Source organism: Streptomyces sp. Root1310, from assembly GCF_001426425.1.
Classification (GTDB): Bacteria; Actinomycetota; Actinomycetes; order Streptomycetales; family Streptomycetaceae; genus Streptomyces.
On the sequence record NZ_LMEQ01000035.1, the window covers coordinates 238,431 to 259,074 of the forward strand.

Genomic DNA, 20,644 nt, shown 5'->3' on the forward strand with positions numbered 1-20,644 from the left:
ATCGATCATCGATACTTGCTAGTAACGTGCACGATCGGAGCAGGGCGGCCGAGACCCGGCAGACCTGCCCCGGCGATCTGAGTCAGCGCGGCGAAAGGGACTGATGTGACGGGCACCCCAGCGGGAGATCTCTCACGGGTCGGAGTGGTGGGCTGCGGCCAGATGGGAGCGGGCATCGCAGAGGTCTGCGCCCGCGCCGGTCTCGACGTCAAGGTCGCCGAGACCACCGGCGAAGCCCTGGAGATCGGCCGTACCCGGCTGCTGAACTCCCTGGCCAAGGCCGCCGAGCGCGGCAAGATCTCCGAGGAGGAGCGGGACGCCGCACTCGCGCGCCTCAGCTTCACCACCGATCTCGGCGAGTTCGCCGACCGTGACCTGGTCATCGAGGCCGTGGTCGAGAACGAGCAGGTCAAGACCGAGATCTTCCAGGTCCTCGACCAGGTGGTGACCCGTCCGGACGCGATCCTCGCCTCCAACACCTCCTCCATCCCGCTGGTGAAGCTGGCGGTCGCCACCTCGCGGCCCGACCACGTCGTCGGCATCCACTTCTTCAACCCGGCCCCGGTGCAGCAGCTCGTCGAGCTGATCCCGGCGCTGACCACCTCCGAGGGCACGCTCAGCCGGGCCCAGCTGTTCGCCGAGAAGGTGCTGGGCAAGCACGCGATCCGCGCCCAGGACCGGTCCGGCTTCGTGGTCAACGCGCTGCTGATCCCCTACCTGCTCTCCGCCATCCGGATGTTCGAGACGGGCATCGCCAGCCGCGAGGACATCGACAACGGCATGGAGATGGGCTGCGCCCACCCGATGGGTCCGCTGAAGCTGTCCGACCTGATCGGCCTGGACACCGTCGCCTCGGTGGCGCAGAGCATGTACGACGAGTACAAGGAGCCGCTGTACGCCGCTCCCCCGCTGCTCCAGCGCATGGTGGACGCGGGCCGGCTGGGCCGCAAGACCGGCTCGGGCTTCTACTCCTACTGATCACCCAGCGTGTTCCCCGCGGGCCCGGAGTGCCGGGCCCGCGGCATTCACACGCCGTGTGCGCCACGGGTTCGCATATGCCCGGCGCACACTCTCCCCGTGAGCCCACCAGGCGAGTTCACTCGTCATGCGCATGCAAGGGATGGGAGACGACTACGGAAAGGAGCGGCCACGTGACCGCCGACCCCGAACATCCCGTGGTTCATGGAGAACTCGCAGAGTTACGTCGCCGGCTCGATGTGGCCTACGCCCGCGTCGAGGGCGGACTGGCCCTGCTGTCCCACCGCACCGAGGAGACCGCCAAGGAACTGGACGAGCTGAACACCCGCATGATCTCGCTGGAACACGCACGCTGGCCGCTGCCCTCGCTCGCGGCGCTGACGGCGCTGGGGGCACTGGTCGCGACGGTCTGGCAGGCGCTGGCCCACTGAAACCTCGGCCCGTCCACGACCGGGCCGACGCCGGTCTCCGCCGGTCCACACGGGCCCACGCCGGTCTCCGTCGTTCCACACGGGTCGACGCCGGTCCCCGCCGGCTAGCCCTCGGCGAGCCTGAGGTGGTGCAGGAGCATCAAAGCGGCCACCATGTTGGCGGCCGGGACCTCCCCCCGCGCGACCAGGTCGGGAACGACCTTGAGGGGGACCCATTCCCGGCGGTCCGACTCGAAGTCGTCCACCGGATGCCCCACGTACTCACCGTGGTCCGACCAGTAGATGTGATGGACCGCGTCGGTGAGCCCGTTGGACGGCTCCACGCTCATCAGGTGGCGCAGCGGCCCCGGCCGCCAGCCGGTCTCCTCCTCGAGTTCCCTGGCGGCCGCGCGGACGACGTCCTCGCCGTCCTCGACCACGCCCGCCGCGAGCTCCCAGCCCCAGCTGTCGGTGATGAAACGGTGGCGCCACAACAGGAGAACCTCGTTGGCCCGGTTCACGACCGTCGCGACCGCGACCGGCCTCAGCCGTATGAGGAAGTGGTCGAGGTGTCGGCCGTCGGGCAGCTCCACATCCGCCAGGTTGACGCTGAACCAGCGGTTTTCATACACAGTTTGTTCGTTCTGTTTCGTCCACTGCACGGTTCTGCCACCTTCCGTCGAGTGAGTGGCAATATCGCAGCAGGAACTGTGCAGTGTGGCGTAGCCGCCGGTGTGGGGGCCTGTGCAGATGTCGTGTCGGTGCAGGTGTCGTGTCGGTGCAGGTGTCGTGTCGGTGGTCGGATACCCCGCTGCGCCCCGCCTACAGCGGTACGCGCAGTGCCCCGTCGATGAGTTCGGCGGCCTCGGCCGTGCCCGCGCAGCCGCTGCGCACCAGATGTTCGCGCACCGCCCGCAGTCTGTCGCGCAGACGCTGGGACTCCATGCCCCGGGCCTGTTCGGCCATCTGCACCGCGGTGACCACCGCCTTGTCGGCGTTGCCCTGGCGCAGTTCGATCGTGCTGAGCATGGCGAGCCGGTGCACCCGTCCCCGGTCGTGCGCCGGGGTGTCGACGGCGGCCGCGGCGTGCTCGGCGGCGGCGGCGAGGTCGCCGAGGCTGAGCAGCGCCTCCGCCACCTGGACGTTGACCAGGCCCGGTTGGACATAGCCGGTCTCGTCGGGCTCGTGTCCGCGCCGGATGTGATCGGCGGCGGTTTCGGCACGCCGGATGCACGACAGGGCGCTCGTGCCGTCGCCGAGGTGGGCGTACGCCTTGGCCTGCATCGCGTACAGGTCGGAGGCGAGGGCGGGCGTGATGTGCCGGCCCGCCGCCCGCAGCGCCGCCTCCGCGAAGGCGACGGCCTGCCGGTACTCCCGCATGAACAACGACTGGTTGACGAGGAGGGCGATGACGTACGCCCCGAGTCCCCGGTCCCCACTGGCCTTTGCCAGGCGCAGCGCCTGGTGGAAGTAGCGCTGGGCCAGACCGTGCGCGTCCGAGTCGTACGCGCAGATCCCGGCGACCGCGACCAACCCGCCGGTGGCCCTGTGCAGTTGACGGCCCGTCTCGTCGGTGTAGCTGCCGCGCAGCAGGGGCGCCGTCTCCGCGTTGAGGAAGCCGACGATACGGCTGCGGGTCGCGATACCGCCCGCCTTGCGGTACATCTGCTCGTAGTGGGCCCGGGCGGCCCGCAGCATCTCGATGTCGGCCGAGGTGACCCGGTGCCGGCCGCCCCGGGAGACGTCGACGTCCTCGGGCGGGTTCTCCCACTCCCACACCGGCATCACGGCCGGCGTGCCGGTGACCGCGGGCGCCCCCAGGAGGTGCGGGCGCTGCTGCTCGTCGGAGCGCCACAGGGCGGTGGCCCGTTCGACGAAGCCGGAGAGCGAGGTGCCGTGCGGGCCGGCCGCTTCGCCCGGTACGCCGAGGCCGATGTCGTCGAGGGTGACCGGCCGGTGCAGCCGTCCCGCGAGCACCTCGCAGATCAGGTCGGGCACCTGGCCCCGCGGCCGCTGGCCCTTCAGCCAGCGGGCCACCGCCGTGTGCTCGTACCGCAGCGCGAGCCCGCGGGCCCGTCCGGCCTGGTTGACGTGGGCGGCGAGGCCCGCGTGCGAGACGCCCGCCTCGTCCAGGATCGCGTCGAGCAGAGTGTTGGGCTGCATGGGTGCCCCCCGGGTGCCTCGGTGCCGTCAGAGTAGTGGTTCCGTCCTCACACGGGGTGTGAACGGAGTACGCGCATCCGCAGGGTGCGCGCGCTGTCGCGGAGCGTCGCCGGCCGGTTGACTGAAATGCCTCGCAAGAGGTTCGCCGGGCCGTCGGCTCCCCCTCATAAAGCGGCGGCCCGGCGGTTCGCTCCGCGGGTCGGGCCGGGGGCTACAGGTGCGTCGTCGACTGCGCGTGCGTCGTGGTCGTCCGCCCGGATTCCCGCGTCCCCAGGGGGCTGGACTCCCGTCCGTTCTCCAGTACCAGCAGGGCGATGTCGTCCGTCGGTCCGCCCGCCGTGTGCCGCAGGAGCGCGGCCAGGACCGTGCGCAGGATCTGCTGGGGTGAAACGGGACGGTCGTGCGCCGCCTTGGTGAGCGACTCCGGCAGGGAGAAGAACCTGCCCCGGGCGTCCCTCGCGTCCTCCGCGCCGTCAGTGAAGAGGACCAGGGACTCGCCGCGCAGCAACGGTCCGCAGGGCGTGGCGGACAACGCCGTCGGCAGCGGGAACGGTCCCAGGGGCGGCAGCGGATCCGCCCGCGACAACGGCCGCACGCTCGTGCCGCTGAGGAGATACGGCCAGGGGTGCCCGCAGTTCAGGACGTGCAGTTCGCCGTCCTCCCTGATCTCGAGCACCAGCACGGTGACGAACTCCTCCGCCACCGTGGCGTCGGGCGTGTCCCGGTCCCGTTCGCGCAGGTGCCGCTCCAGGGCACGCTCCAGGCGGCGCAGGACACGGCCGAGATCGTGCTCGTCGTGGGCCGCCTCCCGGAAGCTGCCGAGGAGGGCGGCGACGGTACCGAGCGCGGGAAGCCCGTGCCCGCGGACGTCGCCGATCACGACCCGCACGCCGTGCTCGGTGGCCATCACCTCGTACAGGTCACCGCCCACGCTCGCGCCCCGGTCCGCGGAGAGCTGGGTGGCCGCCGCGTTCAGCCCGTCGACGCGCGGCGGCGGCGGGCGCAGCACCACGCTCTGCGCGGCCCCCGCGACCCGCCGCGCCTGCTTCAGCTCGCGCACCAGGGCCTGCCGCATGTGGAGTACCAGCCCGGTGCCGACGGCGAAGAAGACGGCGCTGGTGACGAGCCTGGCCGGCAGCCCGTCCTGCCGGGCCAGCGGACAGGTCAGTTTGTAGATGATCGCCAGAGCGCCCCAGGCCGTGGGCAGCCCCAGCGAGAGGGCCCGGCGTAACGGCCGCCTGATGCCGAACATGTCGTTGGTCCCCCGTCCAGGCCCCGACAACGCGGATCGGACCGGCCCCGAAAGGCCGGTCCGATTCTGTCGAGGTCATGGCCCGGAAGACCAGATCCCCAGGGGATCTCACCCGAAGGAGTGAGGTAACCGAGGAAGCGCCCCCAGGGACGCGGGGAACTGCGCGGCCTGCCACGACGACGACGTCGTGGCAGGCCGGGAACCGCGGCTCCCCCGACGGGCTAACCGCGCAGCACCGCTCCGGTACGCTCGCCCGCCAGGGCGACCGCCGCATCCCTCGCGGCCGACGCCTCGTCGACGGTCAGCGTCCGGTCGTTCGCCCGGAAGCGCAACGCGTACGCGAGCGACTTCCGCCCCTCACCGAGCTGATCCGCGTTCTCGTACACGTCGAACAGCCGGATCCCCTCCAGCAGTTCACCGGCGCCTTCGCGCAGCGCGGCCTCGACCTCGGCGTGCGGGACGAACCTGTCGACGACGAGGGCGACGTCCTGCGTGGCCACCGGGAACGCCGAGATGCTCGGCGCCTGGGGCGTGTCGTCGCCGACCTGCTCCAGCACGTCCAGGTCCAGCTCCATCGCGGACGTGCGCGAGGGCAGCCCCAGGGCCTTCAGCACCCGCGGGTGCAGCTCACCGGCATGGCCCACGACGCGCTCGGCACCGTCGACGACGACCAGCAGCTCGGCGCACCGGCCCGGGTGCCACGGCCCGTACTGGCCGCTGCGGACGACCAGTTCGGCCCCCGCCTCACGGGCGACGGCACGCGCCGCCTCGACGGCGTCGGCCCAGTCCGCCGGGCGGCCCTTGCCCCACCAGCCGGCCTGCTCGCGGGCGCCCGCGAGAACGACGGCGACATGGCGCGGCTGCGCGGGCAGCACGGCGTCCAGGGACGCGATCTCCTCGTCGGTGGGGCGGCGGTCGACGGGCAGGTGCCCGGCGACGCGCTGCTCCTCCTGCGGGAGGAACACCAGCCCGGTCTCGAAGAGCGCCAGGTCGTGCGAGCCCCGGCCGTCGTTGCGGCGCAGGGCGGCCAGCAGGCCGGGCAGCAGCGACGTGCGGAGCGCGGGCTCCTCGTCGTTGAGCGGGTTCGTCAGCCGGACGACACGGCGGGCCGGGTCGTCGGCGTCCAGGCCGAGCTGGTCGAAGACCTGCTCGCCGATGAACGGGTAGTTCGGCGCCTCGACATAGCCGGAGCCGGCCAGGGCGCGGCCGACGCGGCGGTGCAGGCGCTGGCGGTGGGTGAGACCGCGGCCGGAGGGCGGCTTGGGCAGCGTGGAGGGCAGGTTCTCGTAGCCCTCCAGCCGGATGACCTCCTCGGCCAGGTCGTTGGCCTCGGCGAGGTCGGGCCGCCAGGACGGGACGGTGACGATCAGCTCGTCCTGCCCGTACGCGTCGCAGCCGATCTCCTGGAGGCGGCGGACGACGGTCTCGCGGCCGTACTCCACCCCCGCGACCTTGTCCGGATGGTTCGCCGGGATGCTGATCGTGTGCGGGCCGGACGGAGCGGTGATCTCCGTGACGCCCGCGTCGGCCGTACCGCCCGCGAGCAGCACCAGCAGGTCGACCGTGCGCTGCGCGGCGGCCGCCGCGGCCTGCGGGTCGACACCGCGCTCGAAGCGCCTGGACGCCTCGGAGGACAGCTTGTGCCGGCGGGCCGTGCGCGCGATCGACACCGCGTTGAAGTGGGCGGCCTCGATGACCACGTCGGTCGTCGAGGCGCCCCCGTTCTCGGCGGCCTCGTGATCGGCGATCTCGGTGTTGGCGCCGCCCATGACCCCGGCGAGGCCGATGGGACCGCGGTCGTCGGTGATCACCAGGTCCTCGGCGTGCAGCTCGCGCGTCACTCCGTCGAGGGTGACGATCCGCTCACCCTCCCCGGCCCGGCGCACGCCGATGGTGCCCTGGACCAGCGAACGGTCGTAGGCGTGCAGCGGCTGGCCGATCTCCATCATCACGTAGTTGGTGACGTCGACGGCGAGCGAGATCGGGCGCATGCCGACCTTCTGGAGCCGGCGCGTCAGCCAGATCGGGGAGCGTGCCTCGGGGCTCAGACCGGTGACGGTGCGGGCGGTGAAGCGGTCGCAGCCCATCGGCTCGGAGACCTGCACCGGGTAGCCGAAGGCGTTCGGCGCCGGTACGTCGATCAGCGCCGGGTCGCGCAGCGGCAGACCGTAGGCGATGGCGACCTCGCGGGCGACGCCGCGGATGGACAGGCAGTCGCCGCGGTTGGCGGTGACGGCGATGTCCAGGACCTCGTCGACCAGCTCGAGCAGCTCGATGGCGTCCTTGCCGACCTCGGTCTCCGGCGGCAGCACGATGATGCCGTGGCTGCCGTCGTCGCCCATGCCCAGCTCGTCGCCGGAGCAGATCATGCCGTGGGACGTCCTGCCGTACGTCTTGCGGGCGGCGATCGCGAAGTTGCCGGGCAGGACGGCGCCCGGAAGGACCACGACCACCTTGTCGCCGACGGCGAAGTTGCGCGCGCCGCAGACGATCTCCTGGGGCTCACCGGTGCCGTTGGCGGTGCCGACGTCGACGGTGCAGAAGCGGATCGGCTTCTTGAAGCCCTCCAGCTCCTCGATGGTGAGCACCCGGCCCACGACGAGGGGGCCCTTGAGGTCGGCGCCGAGGGGCTCGACGGTCTCCACCTCGAGGCCCGCCGACACGAGCTTGGCCTGCACGTCACGACCGGTCTCGGTGGCCGGCAGGTCGACGTACTCCCGCAGCCAGGAAAGCGGGACCCGCATCAGATCTCCATCCCGAACGGCCGGGTGAACCGGACGTCACCCTCGACCATGTCTCGCATGTCTTCGACGTTGTGGCGGAACATCAGCATCCGCTCGATGCCGAACCCGAAGGCGAACCCGCTGTACTTCTCCGGGTCGACGCCGCAGGCGGCCAGCACCTTGGGGTTGACCATGCCGCAGCCGCCGAGCTCGATCCAGCCCTCGCTGGAGCAGGTGCGGCAGGGCCGGTCGGGGTTGCCGACGGACTCGCCGCGGCAGACGTAGCACACCATGTCCATCTCGGCGGACGGCTCGGTGAAGGGGAAGAAGTTCGGCCGCAGCCGGGTCTTCATGCCCTCGCCGAACAGCGACTGGACCATGTGGTCCAGGGTGCCCTTGAGGTCGGCCATGGTCAGGCCCTCGTCCACGGCCAGCAGCTCGACCTGGTGGAAGACCGGGGTGTGCGTCGCGTCCAGCTCGTCGGTGCGGTACACGCGACCGGGGCAGATCACGTACACCGGCAGCTCACGGCCGAGCAGGGAGCGGATCTGGACCGGCGAGGTGTGGGTGCGCAGCACGACACCGGACTCGGTGCCGCCCTGCGGGCCCTGCACGAAGAACGTGTCGGCCTCGCCGCGGGCCGGGTGGTCCGGGCCGATGTTGAGCGCGTCGAAGTTGAACCACTCGGCCTCGACCTCGGGCCCCTCGGCGACCTCGTAGCCCATGGCCACGAAGACGTCCTCGATGCGCTCCGACAGCGTGGTGAGCGGGTGGCGGGCGCCGGCCGGCTCGCGGTCGTACGGCAGTGTGACGTCCACCGCCTCCTCGACCAGCACGCGCTGGTCACGCTCGGCCTCGAGCTCCTCCTGGCGGGCGGCGAGGGCCTTGTTCACGGCGCCCCGGGCCTGGCCGACCAGCTTGCCGGCGGCCGCCTTGGCGTGCGGCGGCAGGGCGCCGATCTCGCGGTTGGCCAGGGCCAGCGGGGAGGTGCCGCCGGTGTGCGCGACCTTGGCCTCCTGGAGCGCGTCGAGGGAGTCCGCGGCGGCGAAGGCGGCGAGCGCCCCGTCCCGCATGCGCTCGATCTCTTCCGGTTTCAAGGCCTCGACCTCTACTGGGTCGTACGACTTATTCGGTGCCGACATCTCTTCCCGTGCTTCCGGTTGGCTGGCTGAAGGTCCCCGTCACCGACTCACGCAGAGGTCAGAGGGCCGTCCATGGGACACAAAGGTGCCAAAGGCCGAGTCTAACGGGGTGGAGGTATACGGATGCGCCCGCGGGCTGCCCGGCCGGTTCTCAGGTGAGATACGCGGGGGTGCTCACGGGCAGCGTAAATCGGAACTCGGCGCCGCCGCCGGGGGCGCGGCCGACCGTGATGACGCCGCCGTGGGCTTCGACGATGCCCTTGACGATGTACAGCCCGAGGCCCGTGCCGCCGCGCTTGCTGCCCCGCCAGAAGCGGGTGAAGACGCGGTTCATGGACTCCTCCGGGATGCCTGCGCCCTCGTCGCTCACGGTGACCGACGTGCCGGTGTCCTCTCCCTCACGGGGGGACGCGGCGGGCGTGACATCGATCGTGACGGTTCCCTCGCCGTGGCGCACCGCATTTTCGATGAGGTTGCTGAGCACCTGGTCGACCTTGTCCGGGTCGGCCCACAGGGCGGGCAACGGCTGCTCGAGCCGCAGCAGGAACCGGTCGGCGGGCTGTCCGGCGGCCACGTAGGCCTGGATGTGCCGGCCCACGGCCGCGCCCATGTCGACGGGCTGGCGGCGCACCTCCAGCCGTCCGGAGTCGATGCGCGAGATGTCGAGCAGCTCGGCGATGAGGCGGGTGACCCGGTCCGCGTCGGCGTCGACGGTCTCCAGCATCAGCCGCTTCTGGTCGTCGGTGAACCTCGACCACTTGGCGAGCAGGGTGGCGGTGAAGCCCTTGACCGAGGTGAGGGGCGAGCGCAGTTCGTGGGCGACGGTGGCGATCAGCTCGGCGTGGCTGCGTTCGGTGCGGCGGCGGGCCTCGGTGTCGCGGATCGAGACGACGACCCGGCGGACCGGTCCGGTGGGTTCGCCGCGGACGTACCGCACCGTGACGAGCACCTCGCGTCCGCCCGGCAGCAGCAGGTTGCGTTCGGGCTGGCCGACCCGGATGGCGAGGCCGCCGTAGGGGTCGGTCAGCTGCCACCAGCGGCGGCCCTCGAGGTCCTCCAACGGCAGCGCCATCTCGAGCCGCCGGCCGAGGGCGTCCTCGGCGGGGACGGCGGTGATGCGCTGGGCGGCGGCGTTGAAACAGACGACGTGCCCGTGTTCGTCGGCGACCACGAGCCCGTCGGGCAGGTCGTCCGGGTCGATGCCGAGACCGGCCGGATCACCGGCCGGCCGGGGTGCGGAGGCGTCGGGAACGGCCTGCGCATCCCGTGTACCGCTCATGCCGACGCTCATTCCCCGTACCCCACCTCTCAGACGACTGAGGGGCCCCCGAGCTGGTCACCCTACTAGCTCTCGGTGACGGAGCGGCACCCTCCGGAGGCACGCTGTGCACGGGCCGACGCATAGAGACATACGGCGGCGGCGGTCGCGAGGTTCAGGCTCTCGGCCTTCCCGTGGATCGGAACCCGCACGACGGCGTCCGCGAGGTCCCGGGTCTCCTCCGGGAGCCCCCAGGCCTCGTTCCCGAACACCCACGCCGTGGGCCCGCCCATCGTGCGCTTGTCCAGTTCGTCGTCGAGGTCGTCGTCCCCCGCGCCGTCGGCGGCGAGGATCCGCACCCCGGCGTCCTTCAGCCCGGCCACGGCCTGTTCGACGGGGACCCCGACCGCCACGGGAAGGTGGAAGAGGGACCCCACGGAGGCGCGGACGGCCTTGGGGTTGTACAGGTCGACGGAGGCGTCGGTCAGGACGACGGCCTCGGCGCCCGCGGCGTCCGCGCACCGCAGGACGGTGCCGGCGTTGCCGGGGTCGCGCACATGCGCCAGTACGGCGACCAGCTTCGGCCGGGCGGCGAGGATCTCCTCGAAGGGCGTGTCCAGGAACCGGCAGATCCCGACCAGCCCCTGCGGGGTGACGGTGGTGGAGATGTCCTCGATGACCTGTTCGTCGGCGAGGTGCACCCGGGCGCCGACGGCGCGGGCCTCACCGATGATGTCGGCGTACCGCTCCGCGGCCTCGACGGTGGCGAACAGTTCCACGAGGGTCGCGTCGCCGCCGACCCGGTGCGCGGCCGCCTCCCGCACGGCCTGCGGCCCCTCCGCGAGAAACAGCCGTTCCTTGCCCCGGAAGTTCCGCTTGGCGAGCCGCCGGGCGGCGGAGACCCGGGGGGAACGGGGAGAGATCAGCTCGGGGCTGGCCGGGGACATGTGATTCACCTTCGGCGACGGGGTCGACATGGGGCCGACGTGAGTGGACTTCCCTGGGGGCGCGGGGAACTGCGCGATCGGCCACGGCGGGCCCGCAGCCGAACGACGGCCGTGGCGTCCGCAGCAAAGGACCCGCAGGCGAAGCCTGCGGGTCCTTCAGTCACGTCGGCCTAGAGCCGGCGCAGCGTCACGCGGCCTTGGGCGCGTTCACGTCCGCCGGGAGGGCCTTCTGCGCGACCTCGACCAGCGCGGCGAACGCGGTGGCGTCGTTCACGGCCAGCTCGGCGAGGATCTTGCGGTCGACCTCGATGTTCGCGGCGTTCAGACCCTGGATGAAGCGGTTGTACGTGATGCCGTTGGCGCGGGCAGCCGCGTTGATGCGCTGGATCCACAGCCGCCGGAAGTCGCCCTTGCGCTTCTTGCGGTCGTTGTAGTTGTAGACCAGCGAGTGGGTGACCTGCTCCTTGGCCTTGCGGTACAGGCGCGAACGCTGACCGCGGTAGCCGGAGGCCGCCTCGAGGATCGCCCGGCGCTTCTTGTGGGCGTTGACTGCCCGCTTGACGCGTGCCACTTGTTTAACTCCTTGTAGCGGGGCCGTGGTTGGACTCACACGGCCCGGAATCGATTGGGTCCCGGTCTGACATCAGGCGCGCGTCACGCGCCCGGCGTCACTTGCCGAGAAGCTTCTTGATCTTCGCGGCGTCGCCCGGGGCCATCTCGGCGTTGCCGGTGAGGCGACGCGTCACGCGGGACGACTTGTGCTCGAGCAGGTGGCGCTTGCCGGCGCGCTCACGGAGCACCTTGCCGGAGCCGGTGATCTTGAAGCGCTTGCTGGCACCGCTGTGCGTCTTGTTCTTCGGCATAGCGCCGTTATCTCCTCGTCGGTGGCGTTCCGGTGCCCGGTCGTGAAACCGGGCACGGTGGAACGTCGCTGTTATCGGTTACGTCCTGGGGACTCGCGTCCCGCGGATCACGCCTCGGCGGAAGCCTCGGCAGGGGCCTCGGCGTCGGCCTCGGCATTCACGACGTCGGCATCGGCGTCGCCCTCGGCGTTGACGGCGTCGGCGTCCGCGGCGTTCTGCGAACGACCCGGGTTGGCCTTCGCCTCGGCCTTGCGGGCCTCCTGCGCCTGACGGGCCTCGGCCATCGCCTCGGTCTTCTTCTTGTGCGGACCGAGAACCATGATCATGTTTCGGCCGTCCTGCTTCGGGTTCGACTCGATGAACCCGAGGTCCTGGACGTCCTCCGCGAGACGCTGCAGCAGTCGGTAGCCCAGCTCGGGCCGGGACTGCTCACGACCGCGGAACATGATCGTGATCTTGACCTTGTCGCCCTGCTTGAGGAACCGAACGACGTGACCCTTCTTGGTGTCATAGTCGTGCGGGTCGATCTTCGGCCGGAGCTTCATCTCCTTGATGACCGTGTGCGCCTGGTTCTTGCGCGCCTCACGGGCCTTCATGGCCGACTCGTACTTGAACTTCCCGTAGTCCATGAGCTTGCAGACCGGCGGACGGGCGTTCGCCGCGACCTCGACCAGGTCCAGGTCGTACTCCTGGGCAAGCTCCAGTGCCTTGGCCAGGGGGACGATGCCCACCTGCTCGCCACTGGGACCGACAAGTCGCACCTCTGGAACGCGAATCCGGTCGTTGATGCGGGGCTCGGCGCTGATGGATCCTCCTTGGTAGCACCACGCGGCAGTCTGGCGAACGGCCGCGTAACGTCTTGGTTGTTATTTTTATAACCACGCCGAAGCACAAAAAATGCCCCGAACGATCACATGCGGGGCTCCAAGCACTACCGGAGCACCGCCGCGTGAACGCGGGGCGCACTACCGGGCGACTCCATCGTCCGTACGGAACGATGGTGGCCGCCTGACCGGGGTGACCCGCCGTCCGCGAGGACGGTCGGGTGGGAGTTCGGAGCCTCCACTTGTGGGCCGGGCCCGCCTGCTGAGGGGCACGCGTGTCCGACCGGTCGTTACACGAGATTAGCAGTCTGCGCCAGGAACGGCCAATCGAGCCTCGGTACGAGGCCCGGCGGGCCTGCGCCTATCGTGTGGGGCATGAGTGACTCCTCCCCCGCCGGCTCCGCCGAGACCCCCGGCGCCCCCGACTTCGACGAGATGACCCGCGACATCGCCGAGGTCCCCGCCGTCGAGGTGATCGTGACGGTCGCCGTCAACCTGATGAGCGCCGCCGCCGTGAAGCTGGGGCTCACCGAGGAGGGCGACAAGTACAAGGACCTCGACGAGGCCCGCAAGCTGATCCACGCCCTCGCCGGCCTGCTGGACGGAAGCGCGACCGAGATCAGCTCCTTCCACGCGGCGCCGCTGCGCGACGGTCTGAAGTCGCTCCAGCTGGCGTTCCGTGAGGCGTCGATCGTCCCGGACGAGCCGGGTCAGGGCCCGGGCGAGAAGTACACGGGCCCGATCTACGGCTGAACCGGCCACGGGCCCGGTCCACGGCTGAACCGGCTTCGCCGCTTCGCCGCTTCTTTCCTCTCTCCGCTTCTTCTCTTCTCCGCCGGGCCGGCCGCCAGGTCAGCTCTTCACGTACAGGGGCTCGCCCGGAGGCGTCGTCCCGGCCGGCAGCAGTGCCAGGTCGAGGCCGCGCACCAGGCGGGCCCTCAGTGTCTCGTCGGCGGCGAGCCGCCCGGCCACCGCCCGGACCGCCTCGGCGGGGACGGCGTCCGGGTCGAGGACGAGGGCGAGCGTGCCGTCCGCCTGCCCCGGCCCGAGGTGGGCGCTGAGCACCTCCGGTTCGGCGGCGACCGCCGCCCGGACCGCCGCCCGCACCGCCGGATCGGCTAGCGGGTCGGTCGACGTACGGCCCTCGGCGAGCGCCAGCAGCGCCGGCCCGGTCAGTTCGAAGGCCACCGGCCCCGCCAGGTCGAGGACGACCGTGTCCGCCTTCTCGTGGGCGGCGGCCTGGAGCGCCTGGTGCAGCGGTACGGCGACCGGGCGGGCCTGCGGGTCCCAGCGGGCGAGGGAGTCCGTGGACGTGAACGCGGGCAGCGCGGTGCGACCGCCCGCCTTCAGTGTGGGCACGGCCATGTCGCTGGTCTTCTCGCGGCGCAGTCCCTTCTCGTCCTCCTCCACCTCGCCCAGCACGGCCACCACGGGCACCAGGAGCCGGGCGCCCTTCAGAGCCGCCAGGACCGGGCCCACGGCGGTGCGGTCCTCGGCCCAGGCGGCGAGCGCCGCGCTCAGCCGGGGGTCGGCGGAGCCGTCGTCGTCGGAGAAGCCGGAGTCGGGAATGTTCTTGTTCGCCACGGTCGTCGACCCTATCGGGGGGATGACGCTGCGCTTGTGCGGGGCCCGAAACACGGCGGTGACGCCTTTCACCGGATTCTCAGACATCCCTGACGCGCCTCTAACCTCCGTCTAACGGGGCGCACAGTCGTCACCCCGAGCATCGACGGTCATGGAGTCCTCCAGAGCACGTCGCAGCCGCCGCTCTCGACCCTCCCGGCGCCGTCCGCTCCTCTGCACGGCGCTCGCCACGGTCGCCGTCCTCGGGGCGACGGCGGGCGGGACCGTTTATGTGAAGGCACAGGCGCACTCGGGTACCGGAGTCGTATCGTCGTCCTCCGCGACGCCGTCGGCGTCCGGTCCGGGGAGCGGAAAGGTGTCGGTGGAGACGGTGGCGGCGCCAGAGGTGGACCACGACGCGCTGCTGGCGTCCGCGATGAGGTCGGTGACGGTGCCGGGCGACGCGGCCGTGTCCGTGGCCGTGCTCGACCTCGGCTCCGGTGCCGACGCCACCTACGGCGAGAGCGCCTTCGACACGGCGAGCATCGTCAAGGTGGACATCCTGGCCACGCTGCTGCTCCAGGCACAGGACGCGGACCGGCGCCTCACGGCGGCCGAGAAGACGTACGCCACCGCGATGATCGAGAACAGTGACAACGACTCGGCGTCGGCGCTCTGGCGGATCATCGGGAAGGCGCAGGGGCTCGACGCGGCGAACGAGCGGTTCGGGCTGACGGACACCGCGGGCGGCGACGACATGCTCTGGGGGCTGACGCAGACCACGGCCGCCGACCAGCTCACCCTGCTCCAGCAGGTGTTCGGGGACGACTCGGAGCTGAGCCGGGCGTCGCGGACGTACCTCCAGGGCCTGATGGGGCAGATCGCCGCCGACCAGCGCTGGGGGGTCTCGGCAGCGGCCGACGGGTCCTCGTGGGCGCTGAAGAACGGCTGGCTGGCGCGCAGCACGACCGGGCTGTGGGACGTCAACAGCATCGGCCGGGTGACCGTCGGCGGCCAGGACTGTCTGGTGGCCGTGCTGTCGAACGGCAACGCGACGCAGACGGCCGGGATCTCGCTGGTCGAGCAGGTGGCGCGGACGGCGGTGTCGGCGCTGCGGGACGGCGGCGCGTCCGCGTCGGCCTCCGCGCCCACCTCTGCGTCGGGCACTGCGTCGGCCCCGTCGTCCGCCGACTAGCCGACGAGTCCCGTCAGGGCTGGAGCGTCTCGTAGGCCCCGGGCCGGTCGCGCTCGCGGCGGCCTCGCCACAGGACGACCGCCGCCACCAGCAGCACGCCCCCCGCGCCGCCCGCGAGCAGGCCGGCCCAGTCGGCCGTGTCGTCGTCCGCCGTCGGCTTGTCCGGGCCGGAGCCGAAGTACTGCTCGCCGTAGGCCGCCGACTGCAGGCCCTCCGGCTTGAGGTCGGCGGCGGCCGCGATCGCGGCGGCCGGGTCGATGAACCCGAAGCCGCGGGAGTCGTCGCGCCCGCCGCTGGGGGCGTTGCGGGCGGTGTCCTCCAGCAGCTTCTTGATCTGGGCCGGAGTGAGCCCGGGACGGGCGCCCTTGATGAGCGCCACGGCCCCCGAGACGAAGGCGGAAGCGGCGCTGGTCCCCCAGCCCTCGTAGTACTTGTGGTCCGGGTCGGCGATGACGACGTCGACGCCGGGCGCGCTGACCGTGGCGTACCAGCGGCGGGTGGAGAAGGAGGCGCGGGTGCCGTAGCGGTCGACGGCGGTCGCGGCGATGACGCCCGGGTAGGCGGCCGGGTAGGAGATGTGGTCGCCCTTCTCGCCGCCGTTTCCGGCCGAGGCGACGACGACCGAGCCCTTCTTCAGCGCGTACTGGACGGCCTCGTCCTCGGCGGGCTCGGGGTGGGCCGAGGCGGAGTCGTCGCCGAGGGAGAGGTTGATGACGTCGGCACCCTGGTCGGCGGCCCAGCGGATGCCCTCGGCGAGGGCGTTGCCCCGGGTGTTGCGGGCCTTGGTGCGCTGCGGGTCACCGTCCTCCAGGATCACGCGGACGGGCAGGATCTTCGCCTCCGGGGCGACGCCCAGCACGCCGTCGGCGTTGCCGCCGCCATGGCCGTGACCGGCGATGATGCCGGCCATCGCGGTGCCGTGGCGGGCCCACGCGCGGTCACCGGGACCGGCTCCGAAGCCGACCATGTCCTTGCCGGTGAGCACGTTGCCGGTGAGGTCGGGGTGATCGGCCTCGACGCCGGTGTCCAGGACGGCGACGGTGATGCCCGCGCCCTTGGTGGTCTGCCAGGCCTCCTGGGTGTGCAGGGCCTCCAGGGCCCACTGCTTGGCACGGATGCCGTCGGCGTAGGCGGTGGAGGGCGGCACGAGGGCGACGGTGGCGGAGAGGAGACAGCACAGGAGCCCGGCCCTGCGGGTCGTACGGCTCGTACGGATGCTCATGAGGGCTGCTCCGAGGGCGTGACGGCGGTCTTGCGCAGGCCGCGCTCGATGCGGTCGGCCAGGCCCTGGGCCTCGTTGCCGAGGCCCGCCTGGGCGGGGGCCGTGGTGGCACCCGCCGCGGTGGCCGCCGGGGCGGACTGCGGGGTGTCGACCATGCGGCCGTCGGCCCAGCCGGAGACGGCGTAGACGACGACCGGCGCGTCGGTGAGGACGGAGACCGTCCACGCCGCGCGCTGCTTGTCGCCGAAGGCGGCGGCGACGGTGCCCTTCACGGCGTAGGACCGGGGCATGAGATCGGCCCGGTCCGCCAGCTTCTCCTTGGTGAAACGGGTGTCGAGCGCACGCATGCCGGCCGCGTCGGCCGTCGTGAACAGCAGACCGACGGTGGTCACGTAGCTCTGGGTGGCGTCGGTGTAGGTGGCCCGCAGGAGCCGCTGGCAGCCGACCGGGGCGAGGGTCTTGAGCAGCAGCGGGTCGAAGGCGCCGGCGCAGTCTCCGTCCGGCGCGACGGCGATCCGCGTCCAGGTGCGGTCGGCGCCGCCGGGACCGGCGCCCTGACCGTCCACCGTGGGCGGGAACAGCTGATCGACCGGCACGTTGTGCCACAGACCGCCGGCGGTGGTGTAGGTACTGCGCTCGGCGGCGTCCGCCGAGTCCCCGACCAGCCAACTGCCGGTGACCGCGCCCCCGATGAGCCCCATGCCGAGGACGACACAGACGGCGGCCGCCACGACGCGTCCCCGTCGGCCGAAGATGCCGGACAGGTCCCTGTACCCCTCGGGGCGCGCGAAGGTCACCACGGGCCGGGTGGCACCGAGGGTGCCGCCCGGGGCCATGGGAGCGCTCCAGGACAGGGACGGATCGGGTCCGCTCGCCGCACCCGGACCGCCGTCGGTCCGCCGCGGAGTCTCCGGCGCGGGGGGCGCGGCCGGAACGGGCGGCACGGCGAACCCGGGCTGCCGCACGGCGGCCCCGGGACTCCAGGCCGGCCCGTCGTCCGCCACCGCCGGGCCCGCCTGCGCGTCACCGCGCAGACCGTCCCGGGCGCCCTCCGCCTCCGTCTCCCGCCGGCTCCGCCCGGGCACGGGGACCCAGCTCCGGGGCAACGGCGACCAGGCACTGTCGGACGCGGGCGTGGCCGAGGGGGCACCACCCGTCGAGCCCACGGGGCGGGAGGACGGCGGCGGGCCGGCCGGCCGGGAGGGCGGCGGGGGGCCGACGGGGCGGTCGGCCGCACCTGCGGGGTGAGCGCCCGCGCGCGCGGAGAAGAAGTCGCCCGTGGCGTCGGGCCGGGAGCCGCCCGAGCCGCTGGGGTACGTTCCCGAGCCCGCGGAGGAGAAGAGATCGCCCGAGTCATCGGGACGCGAGCCGCCCTGACCTGCGGGTCGGGAGCCGTTCCGGTCTGCGGGGCGTGAGCCGTTCGAGCCGGTGGGGCGTGAGCTGCCCGGATCGGCGGGACGCGAGGTCTCCCGTGCGGCAGGACGAGCGCCCTCGGAACCGGCGCTGCGCGCGCTGCCCTGACCCGCGGTACGGGAGCCGTTCCGGTCCGCGGGACGGGAGCTGCCCGGGTCGGCGGGACGCGTGCCCGCGGGAGCGGCGGTACCGCCGGGAAGGGAGCCCTCGGGACCGGCGGGACGCGGAGGACGGTCACCGGTGGGGCGGACGCCGGAGGGTGGGGCGCTGTCCTGGGCGGCGGGGCGGGTGACCTCCCCGTCGGCGGGGCGGGGCGCGGCCGTACCGGCGTGCGGGACGGCGCCGCCCGGGCCCGCGGAACGCGAGTCCTCCGGGGCGGCGGGGCGGGTGGCCGGCCTGGTGGGCCGGGGGGCGCGGCGGAAGTCGTGGGGCGGGGCCGGACGGGAAACATGAGGGGCGGCCGGGCGTTCCTCGGCGCGCGGGGGCGTCCCGGTGTCTTCGCGCCGGGGAGCCGGGGCGGGGCGGGCCGGCTGCGGCGGGATGTCCGGGAAACGGGCCGACGCGGGCGGCGGGGGCGGGGTCATGGCGTCCGTGTGCTGGGCCCGCAGATCGGTGAAGCGGGGGGCGGTGCGGGAAAGGGGGGAATCCGTGCCCGCGGAAGGGAAGCCGTCCCCAGGAGACGCGAAGCCACCCCCGGGAGACGCGAAGCCGTCGCCGGAGGAGGGGACGCCCTCTCCGGCGGAGGGGAAGCCGCCCCCGGCGGAAGGGAAACCGTCGCCCGAAGACGGGACGCCGTCCCCGGCCGAGCGGAAGCCGCCCCCGGCGGAAGGGAAACCGTCGCCCGAAGACGGGAAGTGGTCCCCCGCCGTGGGCTCGCCCTCGCCGGTCACCTTCGGTGCGGGCGGGCCGGGGGGCGCACCGTGCGTCGACTCCCGCTCAGCAGCCTGCCGCCGCGGTGGGCCGGTCGGCGTCCGAGGCGGTGCGGCGGACTCCCGGGACTCGGCGGGAGCAGCCCGGCGGGCGGGGTCCTGGTTCGGCGGCTCGGCGGGGGCCCGGCCGGTGCTCTCCCCGTCCGGCGGGGCCGTCGGGGGCTGGGCCGGGCGGGGCGGGGTGGCGGGCCGGGGCGGTACACCGGGGTGGGGCGGCACGTCCGGGCGCGGGGGGACCGAGGCGCGGCGTGCTTCCGTACTCATGCACCCCCCGTTTCCTCGTCCCCGGGCCGTCGTTCTGGTACGCGGGCGGTCGGTCTCGTGCCCGGGCGGCCCGGCGCGGACGCGGCAGTCCGCCCTGGGCACGCATACCCGCACGGGCGGACCGGCATCCCGACACGGTTGCCCGGCCGGAGCCGTCCTCCGTGCGTGCGCGTCACTCTACGGCTTGTCGCCGGGCGAACGGGAACCAGTCCGCGACGCCCGGGGCTTCTGCCCGGAACGTCCCCCTACCCTGCGGTAATCCTGTCTGGCAGGCTTCGTTCATGACTGCGCGCGCCGCCGACCGGGCCCGGTACGACCGGGCCACCGCTCATCTCGACGCACCTCTCGCCCTCGTGGACCTGGACGCCTTCGACGCCAACGCCGAGGACCTGGTCCGCCGGGCCGGCGGCAAGCCGATCCGTGTCGCCAGCAAGTCCGTACGCTGCCGGACGCTGCTCGAACGCGTCCTGGCCAGGGACGGCTTCGCCGGCATCATGTCGTTCACCCTCGCCGAGTCCCTGTGGCTGGCCCGGTCCGGGTTCGACGACATCCTCCTCGCCTACCCGTCGGCCGACCGCACCGCCTTCGCCGAACTGGCCGCCGACCCCAAGCTCGCCGCCGCCGTCACCGTCATGGTCGACGACGTCTCCCAGCTCGACCTCATCGACGGCGCGCGCGGCGAGGGGCGCGAAGTCATCCGGGTCTGCCTGGAGTTGGACACCGCGCTGAAGTTCCTCGGCGGCCGGGTCCGGGTCGGCGCCCTGCGCTCGCCGCTGCACTCCCCCGCCCAGGTCGCCGACGTGGCACGGGCGGTCGCCCGGCGGCCCGGATTCAAGGTCGTCGGGATCATGGCCTACGAGGGGCACATCGCCGGGGTCGGCGACGCCGTCGCGGGGCGGCCCTTCCGGTCCCGGGCCATCCGGCTGATGCAGGCCACCGCCCGGCGTGAGCTCGCCGAGCGCCGCGCCGCGGTGGTGCGCGCGGTGCGGGCCGTCGTACCGGATCTGGAGTACGTCAACGGGGGCGGCACCGGCAGTGTGCAGCACACCGCCGCCGAGGACGCGGTCACCGAGATCGCGGCCGGGTCGGGGCTGTACGTGCCGCGTCTGTTCGACAACTACACGTCCTTCAGCGGCCGTCCGGCGGCCCTGTTCGCGCAGCCCGTCGTCCGGCGGCCGGGGGTGGGGATCGTCACCGTCCTCGGTGGCGGGTATCCGGCGTCCGGTGCCGCGGGGCCCGACCGGCTGCCCGTGCCGTATCTGCCGGAAGGGCTGCGCTACGACCCCCAGGAGGGGCCGGGCGAGGTGCAGACGCCGCTGCTCGGCTCCCCCGCCGACGATCTGCTGATCGGCGACAAGGTGTGGTTCCGGCACGCGAAGGCCGGTGAGCTGTGCGAGCGGTTCGACGTGCTGCACCTCGTCGAGGGGGACGCGGTGACGGCGACCGTGCCGACCTACCGGGGTGAGGGGCAGACCTTCCTGTAGGCGGCCGGCCGACG

Annotated in this window: 18 protein-coding genes; 5 read left to right on the forward strand and 13 right to left on the reverse strand. The window is 72.7% G+C overall.

Annotated features, from left to right (window positions below):
- The first annotated feature begins 105 nt into the window (after positions 1 to 105).
- Entirely contained in the window at positions 106 to 978 is an 873-nt protein-coding gene (locus ASD48_RS40860; protein WP_079074265.1) for a 3-hydroxybutyryl-CoA dehydrogenase, read from the forward strand.
- A 173-nt stretch (positions 979 to 1,151) separates the two neighbouring features.
- Positions 1,152 to 1,409 carry a hypothetical protein gene (locus tag ASD48_RS40865; protein WP_057606989.1) on the forward strand — a complete coding sequence of 86 codons (258 nt, stop codon included), beginning with the start codon at positions 1,152 to 1,154 and terminating at the stop codon, positions 1,407 to 1,409.
- Between the two features lie 104 nt (positions 1,410 to 1,513).
- On the opposite strand, the gene ASD48_RS40870 is transcribed toward ASD48_RS40865, so the two are convergent.
- The 10 genes from ASD48_RS40870 to infC all read right to left on the reverse strand — a co-directional run bounded on the left by ASD48_RS40870 (position 1,514) and on the right by infC (position 12,542).
- Entirely contained in the window at positions 1,514 to 2,050 is a 537-nt protein-coding gene (locus ASD48_RS40870; RefSeq protein ID WP_079074266.1) for an NUDIX hydrolase, read from the reverse strand.
- 160 nt (positions 2,051 to 2,210) lie between these two features.
- Entirely contained in the window at positions 2,211 to 3,551 is a 1,341-nt protein-coding gene (locus tag ASD48_RS40875; RefSeq protein ID WP_057606991.1) for a hypothetical protein, read from the reverse strand.
- A 211-nt stretch (positions 3,552 to 3,762) separates the two neighbouring features.
- Positions 3,763 to 4,803 (reverse strand): PP2C family protein-serine/threonine phosphatase, encoded by a 1,041-nt coding sequence (locus tag ASD48_RS40880; RefSeq protein ID WP_057606992.1) that lies wholly within the window; start codon positions 4,801 to 4,803, stop codon positions 3,763 to 3,765.
- Positions 4,804 to 5,024: 221 nt separating this feature from the next.
- Entirely contained in the window at positions 5,025 to 7,547 is a 2,523-nt protein-coding gene (gene pheT, locus ASD48_RS40885) for a phenylalanine--tRNA ligase subunit beta (RefSeq protein ID WP_057606993.1), read from the reverse strand.
- Positions 7,547 to 8,668 carry a phenylalanine--tRNA ligase subunit alpha gene (pheS, locus tag ASD48_RS40890; protein ID WP_057606994.1) on the reverse strand — a complete coding sequence of 374 codons (1,122 nt, stop codon included), beginning with the start codon at positions 8,666 to 8,668 and terminating at the stop codon, positions 7,547 to 7,549. Before pheS ends, pheT begins: the two co-directional genes overlap by 1 nt.
- A 151-nt stretch (positions 8,669 to 8,819) precedes the next feature.
- Positions 8,820 to 9,959 (reverse strand): ATP-binding protein, encoded by a 1,140-nt coding sequence (locus ASD48_RS40895; protein WP_057606995.1) that lies wholly within the window; start codon positions 9,957 to 9,959, stop codon positions 8,820 to 8,822.
- A gap of 53 nt (positions 9,960 to 10,012) precedes the next feature.
- The gene (locus ASD48_RS40900; RefSeq protein ID WP_057606996.1) at positions 10,013 to 10,873 is read right to left on the reverse strand and encodes an RNA methyltransferase; all 861 of its coding nucleotides are present in this window, start codon (positions 10,871 to 10,873) and stop codon (positions 10,013 to 10,015) included.
- A 187-nt stretch (positions 10,874 to 11,060) separates the two neighbouring features.
- On the reverse strand, positions 11,061 to 11,444 hold the full coding sequence (gene rplT / locus ASD48_RS40905) for a 50S ribosomal protein L20 (RefSeq protein ID WP_020132316.1): 384 nt from the start codon (positions 11,442 to 11,444) through the stop codon (positions 11,061 to 11,063).
- A gap of 97 nt (positions 11,445 to 11,541) precedes the next feature.
- The gene (gene rpmI, locus ASD48_RS40910; RefSeq protein ID WP_006607578.1) at positions 11,542 to 11,736 is read right to left on the reverse strand and encodes a 50S ribosomal protein L35; all 195 of its coding nucleotides are present in this window, start codon (positions 11,734 to 11,736) and stop codon (positions 11,542 to 11,544) included.
- A gap of 107 nt (positions 11,737 to 11,843) precedes the next feature.
- The gene (gene infC / locus ASD48_RS40915; protein ID WP_079074267.1) at positions 11,844 to 12,542 is read right to left on the reverse strand and encodes a translation initiation factor IF-3; all 699 of its coding nucleotides are present in this window, start codon (positions 12,540 to 12,542) and stop codon (positions 11,844 to 11,846) included.
- Between the two features lie 393 nt (positions 12,543 to 12,935).
- Here infC and ASD48_RS40920 point away from each other — a divergent pair, with 393 nt between their 5' ends.
- Positions 12,936 to 13,313: a DUF1844 domain-containing protein gene (locus ASD48_RS40920; protein ID WP_057606998.1), complete on the forward strand. Its 378-nt coding sequence runs from the start codon at positions 12,936 to 12,938 to the stop codon at positions 13,311 to 13,313.
- A gap of 99 nt (positions 13,314 to 13,412) precedes the next feature.
- Here the strand turns inward: ASD48_RS40920 and ASD48_RS40925 are convergent, their stop codons facing one another.
- Positions 13,413 to 14,144, reverse strand: a complete 732-nt coding sequence (locus tag ASD48_RS40925; RefSeq protein WP_057607063.1) for an SseB family protein — start codon at positions 14,142 to 14,144, stop codon at positions 13,413 to 13,415.
- A gap of 151 nt (positions 14,145 to 14,295) precedes the next feature.
- Here ASD48_RS40925 and ASD48_RS40930 point away from each other — a divergent pair, with 151 nt between their 5' ends.
- The gene (locus tag ASD48_RS40930; protein WP_057606999.1) at positions 14,296 to 15,318 is read left to right on the forward strand and encodes a serine hydrolase; all 1,023 of its coding nucleotides are present in this window, start codon (positions 14,296 to 14,298) and stop codon (positions 15,316 to 15,318) included.
- A gap of 13 nt (positions 15,319 to 15,331) precedes the next feature.
- Here ASD48_RS40930 and mycP read toward each other — a convergent pair whose 3' ends face one another.
- Positions 15,332 to 16,540, reverse strand: coding sequence for a type VII secretion-associated serine protease mycosin (gene mycP / locus ASD48_RS40935; RefSeq protein ID WP_057607000.1), 1,209 nt, complete (start codon positions 16,538 to 16,540; stop codon positions 15,332 to 15,334).
- Positions 16,537 to 17,376, reverse strand: coding sequence for a hypothetical protein (locus ASD48_RS40940; protein WP_348983251.1), 840 nt, complete (start codon positions 17,374 to 17,376; stop codon positions 16,537 to 16,539). The genes mycP and ASD48_RS40940 overlap by 4 nt, the downstream gene beginning before the upstream one ends.
- A 2,051-nt stretch (positions 17,377 to 19,427) precedes the next feature.
- Here ASD48_RS40940 and ASD48_RS40945 point away from each other — a divergent pair.
- Positions 19,428 to 20,630, forward strand: coding sequence for an amino acid deaminase/aldolase (locus ASD48_RS40945; RefSeq protein WP_057607001.1), 1,203 nt, complete (start codon positions 19,428 to 19,430; stop codon positions 20,628 to 20,630).
- Positions 20,631 to 20,644: the final 14 nt, after the last annotated feature.

What these genes read in the sequence shown, in the direction of transcription:
- ASD48_RS40875 (WP_057606991.1), bottom strand. Translation starts at nt 3,551, where the DNA reads ATGCAGCCCAACACTCTGCTCGACGCGATCCTGGACGAGGCGGGCGTC.
- ASD48_RS40880 (WP_057606992.1), bottom strand. Translation starts at nt 4,803, where the DNA reads ATGTTCGGCATCAGGCGGCCGTTACGCCGGGCCCTCTCGCTGGGGCTG.
- pheT (WP_057606993.1), bottom strand. Translation starts at nt 7,547, where the DNA reads ATGCGGGTCCCGCTTTCCTGGCTGCGGGAGTACGTCGACCTGCCGGCC.
- pheS (WP_057606994.1), bottom strand. Translation starts at nt 8,668, where the DNA reads ATGTCGGCACCGAATAAGTCGTACGACCCAGTAGAGGTCGAGGCCTTG.
- ASD48_RS40895 (WP_057606995.1), bottom strand. Translation starts at nt 9,959, where the DNA reads ATGAGCGTCGGCATGAGCGGTACACGGGATGCGCAGGCCGTTCCCGAC.
- ASD48_RS40900 (WP_057606996.1), bottom strand. Translation starts at nt 10,873, where the DNA reads ATGTCCCCGGCCAGCCCCGAGCTGATCTCTCCCCGTTCCCCCCGGGTC.
- rpmI (WP_006607578.1), bottom strand. Translation starts at nt 11,736, where the DNA reads ATGCCGAAGAACAAGACGCACAGCGGTGCCAGCAAGCGCTTCAAGATC.
- ASD48_RS40920 (WP_057606998.1), top strand. Translation starts at nt 12,936, where the DNA reads ATGAGTGACTCCTCCCCCGCCGGCTCCGCCGAGACCCCCGGCGCCCCC.
- ASD48_RS40930 (WP_057606999.1), top strand. Translation starts at nt 14,296, where the DNA reads ATGGAGTCCTCCAGAGCACGTCGCAGCCGCCGCTCTCGACCCTCCCGG.
- mycP (WP_057607000.1), bottom strand. Translation starts at nt 16,540, where the DNA reads ATGAGCATCCGTACGAGCCGTACGACCCGCAGGGCCGGGCTCCTGTGC.
- ASD48_RS40940 (WP_348983251.1), bottom strand. Translation starts at nt 17,376, where the DNA reads ATGGCCCCGGGCGGCACCCTCGGTGCCACCCGGCCCGTGGTGACCTTC.
- ASD48_RS40945 (WP_057607001.1), top strand. Translation starts at nt 19,428, where the DNA reads ATGACTGCGCGCGCCGCCGACCGGGCCCGGTACGACCGGGCCACCGCT.